The 17,194-nt window shown below is 32.3% G+C and carries 14 protein-coding genes; 6 read left to right on the forward strand and 8 right to left on the reverse strand.

What is annotated here, in order from left to right:
- Nucleotides 1-38: 38 nt before the first annotated feature.
- The 5 genes from ACNFIH_RS00335 to ACNFIH_RS00355 all read left to right on the forward strand — a co-directional run bounded on the left by ACNFIH_RS00335 (nucleotide 39) and on the right by ACNFIH_RS00355 (nucleotide 6,043).
- Nucleotides 39-2,387 (forward strand): prolyl oligopeptidase family serine peptidase, encoded by a 2,349-nt coding sequence (locus ACNFIH_RS00335; protein WP_426484992.1) that lies wholly within the window; start codon nucleotides 39-41, stop codon nucleotides 2,385-2,387.
- A 140-nt stretch (nucleotides 2,388-2,527) separates the two neighbouring features.
- On the forward strand, nucleotides 2,528-3,481 hold the full coding sequence (locus ACNFIH_RS00340) for a phosphoribosylaminoimidazolesuccinocarboxamide synthase (protein ID WP_426484993.1): 954 nt from the start codon (nucleotides 2,528-2,530) through the stop codon (nucleotides 3,479-3,481).
- Complete coding sequence (locus ACNFIH_RS00345; RefSeq protein ID WP_426484994.1) at nucleotides 3,471-4,274, forward strand: hypothetical protein; 804 nt, start codon at nucleotides 3,471-3,473, stop codon at nucleotides 4,272-4,274. The genes ACNFIH_RS00340 and ACNFIH_RS00345 overlap by 11 nt, the downstream gene beginning before the upstream one ends.
- Nucleotides 4,275-4,379: 105 nt before the next feature.
- Nucleotides 4,380-5,513, forward strand: coding sequence for a glycoside hydrolase family 26 protein (locus tag ACNFIH_RS00350; RefSeq protein WP_426484995.1), 1,134 nt, complete (start codon nucleotides 4,380-4,382; stop codon nucleotides 5,511-5,513).
- A gap of 152 nt (nucleotides 5,514-5,665) precedes the next feature.
- Complete coding sequence (locus ACNFIH_RS00355) at nucleotides 5,666-6,043, forward strand: ankyrin repeat domain-containing protein (protein WP_426484996.1); 378 nt, start codon at nucleotides 5,666-5,668, stop codon at nucleotides 6,041-6,043.
- Between the two features lie 78 nt (nucleotides 6,044-6,121).
- On the opposite strand, the gene ACNFIH_RS00360 is transcribed toward ACNFIH_RS00355, so the two are convergent.
- Nucleotides 6,122-6,658, reverse strand: a complete 537-nt coding sequence (locus ACNFIH_RS00360) for an SRPBCC family protein (protein WP_426484997.1) — start codon at nucleotides 6,656-6,658, stop codon at nucleotides 6,122-6,124.
- Nucleotides 6,659-7,032: 374 nt separating this feature from the next.
- On the opposite strand from ACNFIH_RS00360, the gene ACNFIH_RS00365 reads away from it, so the two are divergent.
- Nucleotides 7,033-7,416 carry an ankyrin repeat domain-containing protein gene (locus ACNFIH_RS00365; protein ID WP_035652445.1) on the forward strand — a complete coding sequence of 128 codons (384 nt, stop codon included), beginning with the start codon at nucleotides 7,033-7,035 and terminating at the stop codon, nucleotides 7,414-7,416.
- 90 nt (nucleotides 7,417-7,506) lie between these two features.
- Here the strand turns inward: ACNFIH_RS00365 and ACNFIH_RS00370 are convergent, their stop codons facing one another.
- The 7 genes from ACNFIH_RS00370 to ACNFIH_RS00400 form a co-directional block, all read right to left on the reverse strand.
- A complete protein-coding gene (locus ACNFIH_RS00370; RefSeq protein WP_426484998.1) occupies nucleotides 7,507-8,109 on the reverse strand; it encodes a DUF2238 domain-containing protein in 603 nt (200 codons plus the stop codon).
- Between the two features lie 107 nt (nucleotides 8,110-8,216).
- On the reverse strand, nucleotides 8,217-11,315 hold the full coding sequence (locus ACNFIH_RS00375; protein WP_426484999.1) for an efflux RND transporter permease subunit: 3,099 nt from the start codon (nucleotides 11,313-11,315) through the stop codon (nucleotides 8,217-8,219).
- Nucleotides 11,316-11,393: 78 nt separating this feature from the next.
- A complete protein-coding gene (locus ACNFIH_RS00380) occupies nucleotides 11,394-12,659 on the reverse strand; it encodes a carbohydrate porin (RefSeq protein ID WP_426485000.1) in 1,266 nt (421 codons plus the stop codon).
- A gap of 4 nt (nucleotides 12,660-12,663) precedes the next feature.
- Nucleotides 12,664-13,749, reverse strand: a complete 1,086-nt coding sequence (locus ACNFIH_RS00385) for an efflux RND transporter periplasmic adaptor subunit (protein ID WP_035652452.1) — start codon at nucleotides 13,747-13,749, stop codon at nucleotides 12,664-12,666.
- Between the two features lie 11 nt (nucleotides 13,750-13,760).
- Entirely contained in the window at nucleotides 13,761-15,008 is a 1,248-nt protein-coding gene (locus ACNFIH_RS00390; protein WP_426485001.1) for a TolC family protein, read from the reverse strand.
- A gap of 87 nt (nucleotides 15,009-15,095) precedes the next feature.
- The gene (locus tag ACNFIH_RS00395) at nucleotides 15,096-16,454 is read right to left on the reverse strand and encodes an ATP-binding protein (protein WP_426485002.1); all 1,359 of its coding nucleotides are present in this window, start codon (nucleotides 16,452-16,454) and stop codon (nucleotides 15,096-15,098) included.
- On the reverse strand, nucleotides 16,451-17,131 hold the full coding sequence (locus tag ACNFIH_RS00400; protein WP_426485003.1) for a response regulator transcription factor: 681 nt from the start codon (nucleotides 17,129-17,131) through the stop codon (nucleotides 16,451-16,453). Before ACNFIH_RS00400 ends, ACNFIH_RS00395 begins: the two co-directional genes overlap by 4 nt.
- Nucleotides 17,132-17,194 lie beyond the last annotated feature (63 nt).

Consider the following 17,194-nt stretch of genomic DNA (forward strand, 5'->3'; position numbering starts at 1 on the left):
TTTCAAAGTGTATTTTTGTTTTCTCAAATGTAACTACCATGATAAAAAACAGTTTTATTCTTGCTTTTCTATTGCTTTCCATAACCGGAAATTCTCAGAAATTAAAATTAGAAGAAATAATGAAAGGAGAATCTTTCATTGGAAATCAACCCACTAACGGACGCTGGTCTTTAGACGGAAAAAAGGTTTATTTTGAATGGAATCCGAAGGATGAATTAGGAACAAGTACTTATTATTGGCAAAAAGGAATGACAAAGCCAGAAGTAGTTCAGCCAAAAGAAGCTATTTTTTCTCAAATGGATTTCAAAAGTAAACCGGGTTCTGATATTGTTTATTATGTAGATAAAGGAAGCTTGTATTCTTATTCAATTAAGTCACAAACAAGTAAAAAATTGATTCAGCAATCGGCAGCGATATCTAATTTGCAATTAGGATCTGAAGCTGGAATATTGTTCTTTTCTCAAAACGATAATATTTTCAAATACAATACTAAAGAAGGAACTGTTCTGCAGATTACGAATTTTAGTAAAGGAGCTAAAAAAGAAACAAAACCAGAAAAAGAGACTTTTTTAAACACACAACAAAAAGAATTATTCCAGTTTATTAGAGATAAGGAAGCTAAAAAACAATGGAATCTTGCTAAGTCAAAAGCGGTAAAATCTGATTTTGCTAAAGAATATTTTTATGGAAAAGACAGATTTACAAGTTTAAAAGTAAATCCGAATGGAAATTTTGCGACTTTCAGATTAGTTGAAGAAAATGAAGTGAAGCAAGAAAAAATGGAAGTTTTTATTACTTCTGACGGTTATAACCAAAATCCGGAAACGAAAGAAAAAGTTTCGACAAATAATTTTGTAAAAACGAAATTCGGAATTTATTCTGTTGCAAAAGATTCTGTTTATTATGTCAATTTTTCAACTTTAAGTCATATTCAGGATACGCCAAAGTATTTTCAGGATTATGAAAATCTAAAGAATAAGCCAAAAGAAGATAAACTGATTGTTGCTCAAGCGCCTGTTTATAATGAAAACGGATCTTTAGCAATTGTTGAAATTAGAAGTCAGGATAATAAAGACAGATGGCTTGTAAATTTAAATTTGGATAAAGGAACTTTTGAAGAAATTGAATACCAGCATGATGAAGCCTGGATTGGCGGTCCTGGAATTCCGTCGTATTCATTTGCATCAGGAAATTTGGAATTTTTAGCCGATAATGAAACGATTTATTTCCAGTCTGAAGCTACAGGATATTCTCATTTATATACTTATAATGTAAAGACAAAAAAGAAAACACAATTAACAAAAGGAAATTGGGAAGTTCGCGACGTGACTTTATCTAAGGATAAAAAAGTGTTTTACTTGAGTACAAATACAACACATCCTGGAAATAGAGAATTCTATAAATTAGTTCCTGCTGATGGAATTTTACAGCCAATTTTAACGAAAGATGGCGCACATGAAGTAGTGATTTCGCCAGACGAAAAATCACTTTTAGTTCGTTATTCTTATAAAAATATCCCATGGGATTTTTATGTTGCTGAAAATAAAAAGAATACTTCTTTGCAACAAATTTCGTCTTCGGTTACTGAAGATTTCAAGAAATACCAATGGAGAACACCTGAAGTAATTACGTTTAAAGCGCAAGACGGGACTTCAGTAAATGCGAGATTATATACACCAACTGCAGAAACTAAAAATAAAGCAGCTGTTATTTTTGTTCACGGAGCGGGTTATCTTCAAAATGCACATAATTTCTGGAGCAATTATTACAGAGAATATATGTTCCATAATTTGCTGACTGATTTAGGCTACACGGTTTTAGATATTGATTATAGAGGAAGTGACGGCTACGGACGTGATTTCAGAACTGGAATTTATCGTTTTATGGGCGGAAAAGATTTATCTGATCATTTAGATGGTAAAAAAGTATTAGTCGAAAAATACGGTATTGATGCTGACAGAGTTGGTATTTATGGTGGTTCATACGGAGGTTTCATTACTTTAATGGGAATGTTGACAACTCCAGGTGAATTTGCATCGGGTGCTGCGTTGCGTTCGGTTACGGATTGGGCACATTATAATCACGGTTATACCGGAAATATTTTGAATTTCCCTGAAACAGATCCACAAGCATACAAAAAAAGTTCTCCAATTTATTTTGCAGATAATTTAAAAGGAAATTTAGTGATGCTGCACGGAATGGTTGATGATAATGTTGAGTACAAAGATATTGTACGTTTGTCACAGCGTTTTATTGAATTAGAGAAAAAGAATTGGAGTTTGGCTTCTTTTCCAGTTGAATCTCATGGATTTAAAGAAACGTATTCATGGATTGATGAATATGGTAGAATCTTGAATTTATTTAATTCGACACTTTTGAAAAAATAATTGTTTAGTTGATGGTTTTTGGTTGATAGTTGATAGTGTGAAAAACACAAACCACAAACCATCAACTATCAACAATAAACATTTGCTTGCTCCTTTAATTAGTTTTAAATTTGCATTCATAAAAAACAACACAACGAATAATGAGCAATACAATCACAACTACAAATTTTAATTTTCCGAATCAAAAATCAGTTTACCGCGGAAAAGTTAGAGAAGTTTACAATATTAACGACGAGCTTTTAGTAATGGTAGCTACTGACAGACTTTCGGCTTTTGATGTAGTTTTGCCAAAAGGAATTCCATACAAAGGACAAATTTTGAATCAGATTGCAACAAAATTTATGGAGTTGACTCAGGATATTGTTCCAAATTGGTTAATCGCTACTCCAGATCCAAACGTTGCGGTTGGGCATTTATGCGAACCTTTTAAAGTAGAAATGGTTATCCGTGGTTATGTTTCAGGTCATGCGGCTCGTGAATACGCAGCAGGAAGAAGACAAATTTGCGGTGTAACAATGGCTGAAGGCTTAAAAGAAAACGACAAATTTCCTGAACCAATTATTACGCCAACTACAAAAGCAGATAATGGTTCTCATGATGAAGATATTTCTCGTGAAGACATTCTTTCAAAAGGAATTGTTTCTGAAGAAGATTATTTGATTTTAGAAAAATATACTCGTGCTTTGTTTCAAAGAGGAACTGAAATTGCTGCATCTCGCGGATTAATTTTAGTGGATACAAAATATGAATTTGGAAAAACGAAAGACGGTGTTATCGTTTTAATTGACGAAATTCATACACCAGATTCTTCACGTTATTTTTACGCTGATGGATATGCAGAGAGACAAGCAAAAGGCGAGGAGCAAAAACAATTATCAAAAGAATTCGTTCGCCGTTGGTTGATTGAAAATGGTTTTCAAGGTCAGGAAGGACAACAAATTCCGGATATGAATGATGCTTATATAGAATCTGTTTCTGAAAGATATATTGAATTGTACGAGAATATCTTAGGAGAAAAATTTGTAAAAGCTGATATTGACAATATTGACCAACGTATTGAAAAAAACGTATTAGATTATCTGAATGATATCTAATAATATGCTTCGAATCAATAACAAAGGTTGTTTGATCTTTGCGGTTATTGGCTTTATTTTTTTATACAAAGCATGTTCCTTTGAAAGTGATTTTGAAGATGCTTTAAAAGAAAATGGTTACAATATAATTGATAAAGAGAGTATAAAAGCAGAAGAGAAAAGATTTGAAGATTTACCCGTTGTTAAAGGAATAATCTTAGATAAAGATTCGGTTATAACACCATTTTCTAAGAAAAGTGCGAATGTCTGTTTTATGAATTTAGGTGTAACAACGGAACATACTAGAAGCAGAAGAGGTAAAAATGATATTTCTGACAGACGATATACAACTACTGATTATGCTAGAAAAAGTACTTTATATAATAAGCAACAAATTATTCTACTTATAAATGGAAAGAAGTATTTTATAAAATCAAAAAAAATTATTCTTGCAAATGTAAATTATGACAATGAGAAAAAACAAATTGGAATTGTTAGTGGAGGATTTTCGACCAAAGAAGATTTTGATAAGCTCTTTTTTTTAAAAGGTTACGAATATTACAGAAAAGAATATAACATTTCAAAGCAACAAGAAAAAGAATATCTGGAAAACATAAAAATTTTATGTTCTTTCAGAGACGAATATGATCTGATTAATTGTTATTACTTTTCGAGATTTGATCGAGAAAACACACCGGATAATTGTGATTTAATTTATAAGAATTATCATTTTAAGGAAATTATTTACAAAACTGGTGACACTATTTCTTTCAAGGGAAAAATTGTAAATAATGAAGTTGTTCCTCTATATTAATAAAAAAAAAAGATTGTGACAATATTGACCAACGTATTGAAAAAAATGTATTAGATTACCTTTCTTCAAAATAGTAATTTCGGGTTTAAACTAATTATTTAAACCATGAAATCAAAAATAATAAAAAATGCCCTTCTGTTTCTATTAATGATAGTTGGGCATTTTCTTTTTGCACAAATTGATAAAAAAGCCACAAAAGAAACCAAAATCTTATATCAGAATTTAAAATTAATTTCTAAAAATCATATTCTTTTTGGACATCAACATGCACTGGAATATGGGCACGGCTGGAAAAATGAACCGAATCGTTCTGATGTAAAATCGGTTACGGGATCACATCCGGCTGTCGTCGGAATTGATTTCAGCGATTTCTCTGGGCGCTCAAAAGATGTAATTGAAAAGACGAAAGAAATGCTCAGAAAAAATGTAATTGAAACGTATGAACGTGGCGGTATTACTACTGTTTCCTGGCATTTTAATAATCCGGTTTCTGAAAATGGATTTTATTGGAAAGATTCTGTTTCTTCGCCTGCAATTGCATTGATTAAACCCGGTGGTTCACATCATAAAAAATATAAAGAAATTCTAAAAACAATTGCTGATTTTGCGCATTCAGTCAGAGCTAAAGATGGCACTTTAGCACCAATGATTTTCAGACCTTATCATGAATTTGACGGCGATTGGTTTTGGTGGGGAAAAAAATATACTTCGCGCGAAGATTTTATTGCAGTTTGGCAATTTACAGTTTCTTATTTGAGAGATACTTTGGGCGTTCACAATTTTATTTATGCTTTTTCTCCGGATGTCAGATTTAATTCGGAAACAGAATATTTGGAACGTTATCCAGGTGATAATTTTGTAGATATGTTTGGAATGGATGATTATGCAGATTTTGGGCGTGACGGAAAATATAATCTTGAAGCAGGAGTAAAGAGGCTAAAAATAATTTCAGATTTGGCAATTAAAAAAGAAAAACTGGCCGCTTTTACAGAAACAGGCCTAGAATCAATTCCAAATGAAAAATGGTGGACAGAAATTTTACTAAAAACGCTGAAATCTCAAAATTTAGAATTGGCTTATGTTTTAGTTTGGAGAAACGATAGTACAAGTCCAACGCATTATTATGCGCCATTTCCGGGACAAGCAAGTGCGCCGGACTTTATTCAATTTTATGAAGATCCTTATACTTTATTTGAAAAGGATTTGAAAAATATTTACAGCAGTCAATTTAAAAATTAGTTCTCTATTAAATATTTAAAAAAAACGCGATTCTGCTAAAATGGGATTGCGCTTTTTCTTCTTTTATTATATTTTTTTAAATGATGCAACCTAATTGATTGTTTAGTCGTCTAAATAGAAAATCATCATCAATCAATTAATAAACAATCATCATGAAAAAAACAGTAATTATTTTAGGAGCAATTTTAATATTCGGAAATGTATTAAATGCATCAAATTTAAAATTTAGTATTAAAAATCAAATCGAGTTTTCTACTAATACAAAATCGCCGCTGCATCTTGCAATAAGCAAAGGTGATATTGAAAGTGTCAAAAGATTTATCCAATACGGTGCAGATCTTAATAAAATGGTGAATGATATGACACCATTAATGATTGCGGCACGATTTAATGAATTTGAAATCATAAAAATTCTGCTAAAAAATGGAGCAACACCTTCTGATAAAAATGAAAAAGGTTTTACGGCTTTAAATTATGCAGAATATGCAAAAGCAACTGAATCAATTGCTATTCTGAAAAACTTGAAATAATATAATTACGAAGTAATAAAAAAAGTGCAATTCAGATTTTATTTTGAATTGCACTTTTGCTTTATATTTTAATGAATATTATTCTAATTTCTTTTTCAGATTTTCCAACCCCTTTTGTAAATCATTTCCAATCATTTCATCCATTTTCATGAAGGGAAGCATAATATTCATTGGATATGGAATAACACCATTGATTCCCCATTTTACTTTTGTCTGATTTCCAGAAACAGTTTCTGTTGACATAAAACCTTCTGCGGTATCATTCATAGGCTCTTTAAAACGTAGGGCAAAGTCAATACGTTTTCCTTCCGTAATTTTTGTAATTTCTTGTTCACCGGATCCAACGTTTTCGACTTCACTTTCCCAAGCCGAAATCGATCCAACTTGTCCGTCTGTGCCAGAAAAAGTCGATTTCATTTTTGGATCTAAGTTTGCCCAAACACTAAAATCATTTTGATTTTTTAAGGATCTCACATAATTAAAAACCGAGTCAACGGGTTTATTAATCGTTATTTCTCTTTCTACAGCATAATTTTTAGGCATAAAAAAAGCTGCAATAAGTATAACAGCAAATATTAAAATTAAAACGATTAGAATTTTTTTGATGATTTTCATGGTTTTTTCGGTTTTAAGTTTGTTAGATGTTTTTTGTTCTATTAAATGTACATAAAATCTTTGAATAAAAGGTCTTACGTGTTGATTTTGAGTGTAATGAAAACAGCTTGAAATCATGGGATTATTTGGCTTTAAAAAAAAATCATAAGATTTTTTTATATTTTTTTAATTTAAACTGTAACATATTGACTTTTTGTGCGTCTATTAAGAAAGCAAATTATTAACGTTCAGTTTGATTTATAGCGCTTATATTAATTGAATGTTAAGAATTAGTTAAAACAAGGTACTTTGTTATACATAATACGTAAAAATAAATTACCTTTACATCGAAATTAAAAATCATCAATAATCAATCAATTTAACAATCAATCAACATGAAAAAGTCAGTAATTATTTTAGGAGTAGCTTTAGTAGCTTTTGCCAATGTTTCAATGGCAGCAAATCACACATCACTAGTTGGAAATCCAAAAATCGAAGTTTCTAGAAACTTCTCAGCGCCATTGCACGTAGCAGTAAGCAAAGGAGATTTAGAAGTAGTGAAAAAATTTATTGCTTATGGAGCAAATGTAAACGAACAATCTGAGGATATGACACCTTTGATGATCGCAGCACGTTATAACAAAGTTGAGATCCTTAAAGTTTTATTAGAAAATGGCGCACGTCCAGAAGATAAAAACGAACAAGGTTTTACAGCATTAAAATATGCACAATTGTCAAATGCAACTGAAGCAATTGCAATTTTAAAAGATTTAAAATAACAGTTTAAATCTAGTTTGAGTTAGAGTTAGTATACTTAACGGCCTTCCTTGAGCAGAGGGCCGTTTTTTATTTTATAATATTAAGAAGTTTTAAAAAATAATTTCTTTGATTTTCTTGTCCTGAAATCTGGAGAATAAAATCAAAGCTGTAATTGCACCAATAGTTGCAAACAGCATATCAGATTGTGTATCCCAAACATAACCCTGAGTTCCTAAAAAAGCATCTCCGCCGTCTCCGGTTGCCAGCGAAACAAACCATTCTATAAATTCATACGCGGCACTTATAGCCAAACAGATACTGACAATAATAAAATTGAAAAAGCTTTTATTATTGATAACTTCTTTGCGGATAAATAATTCTCTAATAATCATTGCAGGAACAAAACCTTGCGCAAAATGTCCAACTTTATCATAATTATTTCGGCTTTGATGAAATATTTCTTTTATGTAATCAAAAAGCGGAACTTCGGCATATGTATAATGACCTCCAATAAATAAAATAATACAATGAATTAAAATCAAAGTATAAGTAAAATTGGTAAAACGGAATTTTTTGAAAGTGAAAGCTAAAATCAGAAATCCTACTATAGCCGGAATGATTTCAAGAAAACAAGTAAATCCTTCTTTTGGATTTATTACCGAAGCCAATAAAGAAATTGAAAAAATGGTTATCAGAAAATAGATGTATTTCATAAATCAGTTTTATAGTTGTAATGCAAGATATTAAACTAATTTGAAGGAAATAACAAAAGCACCATTAAAATTAATGATGCTTTTGTTTGATTAAGTTTTATATTTTTTTATTCAATTGGAACATTCTTTTTGCGATTGAAAACCCAGAAAATAATTGGGAAAACTAATAGCGTCAGAATAGTTGCAGTGACTAAACCACCGATAATTACTATTGCAAGAGGTTTTTGCGATTCAGAACCAATTCCTGTTGAGATTGCTGCCGGCATCAATCCAATCGAAGCCATCAATGCTGTCATAACTACCGCTCTTGTTCTGGCTTTTACTCCCATAAAAATAGATTCTTCGAGCGTAAATTTTGCCTTGAGATTATGATGAAATTCGGATATCAAAATTACACCATTCTGAATACAGATTCCTAACAAAGCAATAAAACCAACGCCTGCCGAGATACCAAAATTCATACCCGTAATATGCAGCGCAATAATTCCTCCAATAACTGCAAACGGAACATTGGCTAAAACAAGCAATGAATCTTTGATATTTCCAAATAAAATAAAGAGCAAAACAAATATCCCAATTAAACTGATTGGCACTACTTGTGTCAAACGGGCACTCGCACGCACCTGGTTTTCAAATTCACCTGTCCATCCAGTTGTATAGCCAGTAGGCATTTTTAATTCGGCTACTTTTTTCTGTGCTTCAGCAATTGTACTTCCTAAATCTCGATCACGAACAGAGAATTTTACTCCAATAAAACGTTTTGTGTTGTCTCTGTAAATGAAAGCCGGTCCGGTTATGGTTTTGATGTCGCAGATTTCTTTCAGCGGAATTTTAACGCCGCTGATTGTTGGAACTTTTAGTTCAGCTAAATCTTCTTCATCTTTTCGATATTCTTTTGAAAAACGAACTCTGACATCAAATTTCTTTTCATCTTCATATTTTTCTGTAGCCGTTTTTCCTCCAAACGCCAATTCTAAAACGGCTTGTGCATCGCTTAATGTTACGCCATATGCGGCCATTTTTTCTCGGTCTAAAATTACACTGATTTCTGGCTGTCCAACATTTCGAAGAATTCCGACATCTTTTATTCCTGGAATATTTTTGATTTTATCCAAAACTTCATTTGACAATTCATCCAATTTATCAAGATCATCACCATAAATTTTTACAGCATTTGAAGCTTTAAAACCTGCAACAGATTCGGCTACGTTATCAATAACAGGTTGAGAATAATTATAAGTAATTCCTTGATGTACTTTCAGTTTCTCATCCATTTGATTAATCAAATCATCCATTGAAATTTTTCGTGTCCATTCTGATTTTGGTTTTAAATCAACTTGCAACTGAATAAAACCAAAACCGTTTGGATCTGTTCCGTCGTTGCTTCGTCCGGTTTGTGATAACACTTTTTTCACTTCAGGAAAAGTTTCCAGATCTTTTCGAATCATTGCTGCAGTTTGGACACTTTCAGGAAGTGACGAACTCATTGGCAATTCTGCTGTTACCCATAAGGCGCCTTCATTCAATTGAGGAAGGAATTCTGTTCCTAAAAAAGTTGCTGAAAAGAAAACAGTAACTAATATAGCCACAGAAGCAATCAGTGTTTGTACTTTATGCTTAAATGTCCATGCAAAACCTTTTCCAACAATTCTGTCCCAGAAATTCACAAAAGGATTGTGTTTTTCTTTTACATTTTTATTTAATAAAATGTGTGATAAAACCGGTACCAGCGTCAAAGTAAAAAGTAATGCTCCCATTAAAGCAAAACCTAAAGTGTAGGCTAGAGGAGAGAACATTTTTCCTTCTACTTTCTGGAATGAAAATATTGGCAATAATGCTGTGATGATGATTAATTTCGAAAAGAAGATGGCTTTTCCCATTTCAGTTCCAGTTTTTTTAATCAAGCTTCCTTTTGCAATTTTATTGTAAGCAGTCATTCCCAGTTGATGCGCTCGATGATCAAGTACAACAAACAATCCTTCAACCATAACTACCGCACCATCAATAATAATCCCGAAATCGACTGCACCCAAACTCAGTAAGTTAGCGCTCATTCCCATCATTTTAAGACATAAAAATGCAAATAATAATGATAGCGGAATTACGATAGAAACGGTGAATGTTGTTCGCCAGTCGGCCATGAATAAGAATACGACGCAGGTAACCAGAATAATTCCTTCAAATAAATTGTGCATTACCGTTTCGGTAGTGAAATTCATTAAATTATCACGATCATAGAAAGTTTCAATTTTAATGTCTTTCGGAAGGATATTATCATTTAAGTCCTTTATTTTATCTTTAATTAAAGCTAATGTTTCCTGTGCGTTTTCGCCTTTTCGCATTACGACAATTCCTTCAACGGCATCATCGTTTTTTCCAATTCCGGTTTGTCCAACCCTTGGCATTGCACTTTCATAAACATTTGCTACATTTTTTACCAAAATCGGATTTCCTGCAGCATCATCAACAATAATGTTTTCAATGTCCGAAATAGATTTTAAAAGCCCGACACCACGAACAACAAATGCCTGTCCGTTTTTTTCAATAATATCTCCACCAACATTTAAGTTGCCGCCATTTACTGCATTATAAACCTGCAAAGGTGTAATGTTATATTTAGCCAATTTAATTGGATCAACTCCAACTTCATATGTTTTTGTCTGACCACCAAAAACGTTCAAATCTGCTACACCAGGAACTGCACGAAGCTGTTTGTCAATAACCCAGTTTTGGTAAGTCAATAATTCACGGCTGTCTCTGCTGTCGCTTTTTACAATATATCGGAATATTTCTCCTGTTGGACCATACGGAGGCTGAACATCCGGCTCCACATCATCAGGAAGCGAAACGTTTTTTAATAAATTATTTACCTGCAAACGTGCAAAAGTATCGTCGACACCATCATCAAAAATGATTTTAATTACAGATAATCCAAACATCGTGATACTTCGAACGCTGGTCTTTTTCTGAACCGAGTTCATCGAAATCTCGATCGGAGAAGTTACAAATCGTTCTACTTCTTCGGCGCTTTTTCCATTCCATTGTGTAATGATGATAATCTGAGTATTTGTTACGTCTGGAAAGGCGTCAATTGGCATATTTTTGAAAGAAATAAATCCTGCAACTGCCAGTAATCCCACCCAAAAAAAGGTGAATGCTTTATTCTTAAGCGAAAAAGCAATTATATTTCTAATGAATTTGTTCATTCTAAAAAGTATTTTTAATGATGAATTTTTATTTTTTTAATTCTGTTGCTTCGTTTTAAGAATGCATATTTTATATAATTAGAACTCGGTATGAAAACGCAAGGCGAAAAATTGAATTGGACCTCTGTCTTTATTATAGGCTGGATTCATTGCAAATTGATAATCTGGTGATAATGTAATATGTGTATTAGGTACCAAAAAAGAATAAAATACTTCTACAATCTGTTCAACGCCATAATTTAAAGTTCCGTCACCAATCATAAAACCATTTCCTCCAAGTTTCTGATATTCTTTATGTGAATTCGACAATCCGTTTGCTACAAGAGCAATTCCGCCGAAATCATCAGTTCGATTCCACATTTTTCCGTTCAAATGAATTCCCAATTGCGCCGATCGGTCAATTTCTGTAAATGCCCAGGTTTCGTTTTTTCCATCATTATAGCTTATTCGCCCAAAAAGTCCCCAGCTATCATTGTGTGTATAATCCATATTTAACCCAATTCCGTATTTAGTGCGACCATTTTGTCTTGTGCTTTGAATATCAGGAGTTGTTATGAAATTGGAATTTGCTTCGTCATAATTACCCATTCCGGCCACATTTCTAAAACCTAATAATTTTATATTGGCACTATCATTATTTTTAAAGATGATTTTTTTCTCCACTTCTATGTTTATCGCATTCGAATTGGCGAAGCTAAATTCAACGTTTGGACCATTGGCATACGTAGGTAATGCAGTTAAGGAACCTCTAATTTGCCAGGTAGCAAATTGATAATTGGCATACAAACCATCTGTGTATCCTCTAGTATTTGCAGCGTAATCCCAAGCTCCGTAAGTCATTAGTGACCAATTTAAAAATTGTGTTCTGGGATCATGCGAATAAAGACTGTTATCGAAATAGTCTGATAATCCAAATTTCCCAAAAACCAACTGTAATGATTGATTATTTTTAAACTGAAATTTTTGTTCCAATAACATTCTTGCCACATAAACTACAGGTTTTGTATCTCCAATTCTGAAAGTTTCTCCGTTTGGAAAGCCTCCCAACCCTCTGGCTGACGATAATCCTTCTCCTCCGGACATTTCTGGATTAAAAGTCACTGTAGCACCTTTCCAAAGCGGAACATCAAGATATAATGTTGATGTCAATGATAATGCACCTTCATCTTCTGGATGCATACTATTTGTTCCTGAATAGTCTGCATGAAAAGCGGGATGATATTGATATATAGATGTCATTTGAAATTTCAGACTATATTTTCGGATCGAATCTGTTTCTTGAGAAAATGAAAGCGTTGAAACAAATAACGTAGCAAACCCCAGTATTCTTACAGATTTTTCCATTTTCTTACTCGTTTAAGGCGCGGTAAATGAATAGCTGATTGTTTGTAATAACTTTTTCATTTTCTTTCAAACCACTTGAAATGTAAGTTGTTTTTCCAACGACTCTGTAAACGTCAACTTGTCTGGTTTCGATATTATGACGATCTTTAAAAATCATTACGAAATTTTTACTTTTATCAAAAACAATGGCATCACTCGGAATCGCAATCATTGAATTATTTTCTTTGAAACATAATTTTATGTTGGCATTCATATCAGGTTTTAATAAATAATCTGAGTTTTGAAGTTTAATTCTGGCTTGCATTGCTTTAGTTTCAGGATCAATTACGTTGAAAATTTTATCAACTTTTCCTTTAAAAACTTTATCAGGATAACTTAAAGTTGTTACATCGGCATCAATTCCTAATTTTACTTTATTGATATCCATTTCGTTGATGTTTGCCATCGCCCAAACTTCGCTTATTTCTGCAATATCAAAAATGTTTTCAGAACGGTCGTTTCTTAAAAGCATATCTTGATTAATACTTTTTTGAATAATAAAACCGCTTATTGGCGCTGTTACTTCATATATGGAACCCGCTTTAATATTGTAAATTTTATAGGTTTCCTGGATTTTGCCTAATTGTGACTGTGCTTTAGTCACTTCAGATTTTGCCTGAAGTACATCGCTTTCAGAATTTAATTTACCGTCAAATAATTCCTGAGCAACTTTCAAATTGTTTTTGGCTACCAATAAATCACTTTTAGCATCTAAAGATTGTTTTTCAAAATCGGCTATATCTGTACTTCTTATGGTTGCTAGAACTTGTCCTTTACGAACATAATCTCCAAGTTCAACATTTACTTTTATTACATTTCCGCCCACTAAAGGATAAACATCAATCATTTTGTTATTGTCAGCGGTAATTTTTCCGTAAAAATTTAATTCGTTTGTTACGGGTTGTGTTTGCGCGACAGCAGTTGTAGTTGTTTTTAGCATTGAATCACTTAATGCAAAAGACGAATTGGTCTGTGGATTTTCTACCTCTTTTTTGCAGCTTGCTAGGGATAAACTCACGATTGCGATTCCTATAATTAGTTTATGTTTCATCTTTATATATTTTAGAATAAGTCTTTATTGATTGTACTATTTAGTTCTTCGCCTGAAAGGGCCAGTTTTTTCTTTAATTCATTTACTAGAATTGTAGCCTGATTATAACTTTCCATGAAATCGGTAAATTCTAATAAACTCACATTTCGTTTTTGGAAGTTGTTAAGCATTCCGTTGTAAACTGCTTCAAAGTCGGCATTCACGGTTGGTTTTATTACCGAATAATTTTTGCGTGATTCCTCCCATTTGTTCCAGGCCGAAGTAATTTCTGTTTGCAATTGCAGCTCAAAGTTTTGTTTTTCAACTTTAGACTGTTCTAAAATAGTTTGAGCATATTTGATATTTCCTTTGTTTTTGTTCCAAAGCGGCAACGGAATTCCTAATGTCAAATTAGCTTCTTTATTAAAAGCGCCACTTCTCTGATCATAATTTGCTCCTAAAGTAAGGTCAGGAACCGAAAGTGATTTTTGCCATTTTACATTCAGCTCATTTGCATCGATTTCTTTTTGTTTAGCCAAATAATCAGGTCTGTTAGCAATGGCTTGATCTTCTAATGATTTTAAATCAAAAGGCATTGTTTTTAAATATTTGTTGAATTCATCTTTCGAAACTTCTGGAACTATATTTTCTGCTGAATTCAAGAGTAATCTTAAATTACCTTGTTCTTCAATATTGTCATTTACAACTTCCATTCGTTCATTTTTAAAATTAAGATACAATGACTGCAAACGAACAACATCTTTTAAAGGAACGTTTCCTTTTTGTGCCTGAATAGAATAGGAGTTGATTAGATCTTCAATATGTGCAAGCTGTTGATCTGTTGTTTCCAAACTTTTTGTATTGTAGTAAACCGTGTAAAAACTTTTTCGTAATTGAAGCTTCAAAGTTCTTAAAAGATCATTAAACTGTAGTTCTGCTAGTTGTTCATTGGTCTGAGCCAGTTTAACTTCATTACGTTTTTTTCCACCTAAATAAATTAGCTGTTCAATACCAAATGCTTTTTGTCCATCTTTCCCAATGTCAAAGTAGCGATTAGCTTCAGGATTATAAGCATTTAATTCTGCAGTTAAAGCTGGATTTTCCCAAATTTTCGCCTGAATTGTCAGCGCTTTCGAAGCATCAATATTATATTGAGAGGCCAGCAAAAAAAGATTTTTTTTAAGAAATTGACTTTCACAATCTTGAAGAGTGATTGTTTTTTGAGCCATTACTGCTTGATTCAGAACAACAAGCAGAAAAAATGCATATGCTTTTTTCATTGTATCAATTTTAAGTTGTACAAATATGCTATCGACAGACTTTAAGTAACCTTAAAATCTACCTTAAAAATACCTTAAAAAAGAATATTAATGAAAGAAAAGTTGAAATAAATTTATATTATCAGTTGGAACACTGTAGGTTATAGTTGTGTTGTGCAGAGAAAGTATTCGCTGAACAATACGCAGACCAAGCCCAAAGCCTGAAGTTCCTTTTGAGTTTTTACCTCGCATAAAAGGCTGGAAAAGATTTTTTTGCTCGTCTTCACTTAAGGTCTTTCCGTTATTCGAAATTGAAATTACAAGATGATTATTCTTTTCGCTGATTTTTACTTTTGCTTGTTTGTCATCAGAATACACGCAAGCATTTTTTAAAATATTGCCGAGCGCAATTTCTAAAAGATTTTTATTTCCTTTTACTTCTAAAACAGAATCCAGATTATCGCTTTCTTCCATTTCAAAAAGAATTACGAAATCAGGAAAGCTTTTATTTAAATTTTCTATGGCCGAAAATAAGATTTCGTCCATGCGTTGAACTTCTGTGTTTTCGTGATTCTTATTGTCAATTTTCGAAAGAATCAATAAAGAATTGATTAATTCTGTTAATTGGTTTACGTCTGATAAAATGGTTTTTAAAAATGATTTGCCTTTTTCTGATGTTGTAGGATCTGCAGCAACATTTTCAATCTGCGAAGTGATTCTGGATAAAGGTGTTCGCAATTCGTGCGATGCGTGTGCGGTAAATTCTTTTTGTTTTTGATATGAAATCTCAATTCGGTCCATCATGAAATTGAATTCGTTTGCAATCAAATCAATTTCATTTTTATTGCTTTTGGATTCTACACGCGTATCAAGATTATTTTCGTTTATGTTTTTTATTTTTTGATGAAATACACTCAACGGATTCATTGCTTTTTTGACCATGAAAGATGTCAAAACCCAGCAAATACAAGTAAAAAATATATAAGACACGACTAAAGTATAGCGAAGAAAAAGAAGTTTTCGTTTTCCATAATCATCTGTAGCCGAAATTAAAGCATAAAAATCTTTGTCTTTAGTATCATAAAAAACGCCGTAAACTTCATAATCGCCTTGTTGTTTAAAAAAGGTTTTATGTTTTTTTAGATATTTTAAATCTTCAATCGACCAATTTATCTTTGCATCATCAATACTGCTGTAAATCAGTTTGAAATGAGAGTCAAAAACTAAAGTCTTTTCATCATACAATTTGTTGATTGAATTTTGATCGATAATTTTCAGAAGCTGATCATCAACTTCTTTTACATTTACCAAAAGTTTGATGTTCGAAAGCGCTTTAATTTCTAAACGATCACGGAATTCTTCTTTTCGAAAATTGGAATACAAAACAAATATCACAGTTGAAGCCAATCCAAAAAGGATTGTAAACAGCAAACTTACCAAAAGTGATATTCTGTTTTTTAATGTCATTCCTGATTGCTTAAATAATAGCCATAGCCGACTTTGGTTCGAATAAGTTTTGTTTCGTGGTCTTTATCGATTTTTTTTCGAAGAAAATTAATATAGACTTCAATCGTATTTTGATTGGTTTCAATATGATAATCCCAGAGTTTTTCGGCAATAAATTGTTTTGAAAGGACTTTTCCTTTGGCATGAGCCAAAATCATAATCAGCTTGAACTCTTTTGGAGTAAGTTTGATTTCTTCGCCTGAGCGGAATACTTTCATTTCTTCTTCCAAAATTTCCAAATCTTCGATTGTGATTTTTTTCTCAATTTGCTGTGGAATCTCTTTTCGTCTTAATAAAGAAGAAATTCGGGCAAACAATTCTTCGAAATGAAAAGGCTTTACTAAATAGTCATCGGCGCCATTGTCAAAAGAAGCAAGTTTGTCGTCAATTTCACTGAAAGCCGTCAACATAATTATTGGCGTTTTTTTATCATTTTCACGAATACCTTTGCAAACATCAATACCATTTGTACCTGGAACATTAATATCAAGAATGATTAAATCATATTCATGAGGAGTATATTTTTTCAACAATAACGCGCCATCATAATAAGGAATGCACTCAAAGCCTTTCGAAGAAAAAAATGCGGAGATTTCTTTCGATAAAGTAAAATCGTCTTCGAGCAATAAAATTTTCATATATGACCTATTTATAAATTAGGCCGTTTTAAAAACAGCCTAATTTATGTTTATACCTTGTTA

Source organism: Flavobacterium sp. 2 (genome assembly GCF_049949195.1).
Classification (GTDB): Bacteria; Bacteroidota; Bacteroidia; order Flavobacteriales; family Flavobacteriaceae; genus Flavobacterium.

Coding starts and splice junctions, on each gene's coding strand:
- ACNFIH_RS00335 (WP_426484992.1), top strand. CDS start 39: ATGATAAAAAACAGTTTTATTCTTGCTTTTCTATTGCTTTCCATAACC.
- ACNFIH_RS00340 (WP_426484993.1), top strand. CDS start 2,528: ATGAGCAATACAATCACAACTACAAATTTTAATTTTCCGAATCAAAAA.
- ACNFIH_RS00345 (WP_426484994.1), top strand. CDS start 3,471: ATGATATCTAATAATATGCTTCGAATCAATAACAAAGGTTGTTTGATC.
- ACNFIH_RS00350 (WP_426484995.1), top strand. CDS start 4,380: ATGAAATCAAAAATAATAAAAAATGCCCTTCTGTTTCTATTAATGATA.
- ACNFIH_RS00355 (WP_426484996.1), top strand. CDS start 5,666: ATGAAAAAAACAGTAATTATTTTAGGAGCAATTTTAATATTCGGAAAT.
- ACNFIH_RS00360 (WP_426484997.1), bottom strand. CDS start 6,658: ATGAAAATCATCAAAAAAATTCTAATCGTTTTAATTTTAATATTTGCT.
- ACNFIH_RS00365 (WP_035652445.1), top strand. CDS start 7,033: ATGAAAAAGTCAGTAATTATTTTAGGAGTAGCTTTAGTAGCTTTTGCC.
- ACNFIH_RS00370 (WP_426484998.1), bottom strand. CDS start 8,109: ATGAAATACATCTATTTTCTGATAACCATTTTTTCAATTTCTTTATTG.
- ACNFIH_RS00375 (WP_426484999.1), bottom strand. CDS start 11,315: ATGAACAAATTCATTAGAAATATAATTGCTTTTTCGCTTAAGAATAAA.
- ACNFIH_RS00380 (WP_426485000.1), bottom strand. CDS start 12,659: ATGGAAAAATCTGTAAGAATACTGGGGTTTGCTACGTTATTTGTTTCA.
- ACNFIH_RS00385 (WP_035652452.1), bottom strand. CDS start 13,749: ATGAAACATAAACTAATTATAGGAATCGCAATCGTGAGTTTATCCCTA.
- ACNFIH_RS00390 (WP_426485001.1), bottom strand. CDS start 15,008: ATGAAAAAAGCATATGCATTTTTTCTGCTTGTTGTTCTGAATCAAGCA.
- ACNFIH_RS00395 (WP_426485002.1), bottom strand. CDS start 16,454: ATGACATTAAAAAACAGAATATCACTTTTGGTAAGTTTGCTGTTTACA.
- ACNFIH_RS00400 (WP_426485003.1), bottom strand. CDS start 17,131: ATGAAAATTTTATTGCTCGAAGACGATTTTACTTTATCGAAAGAAATC.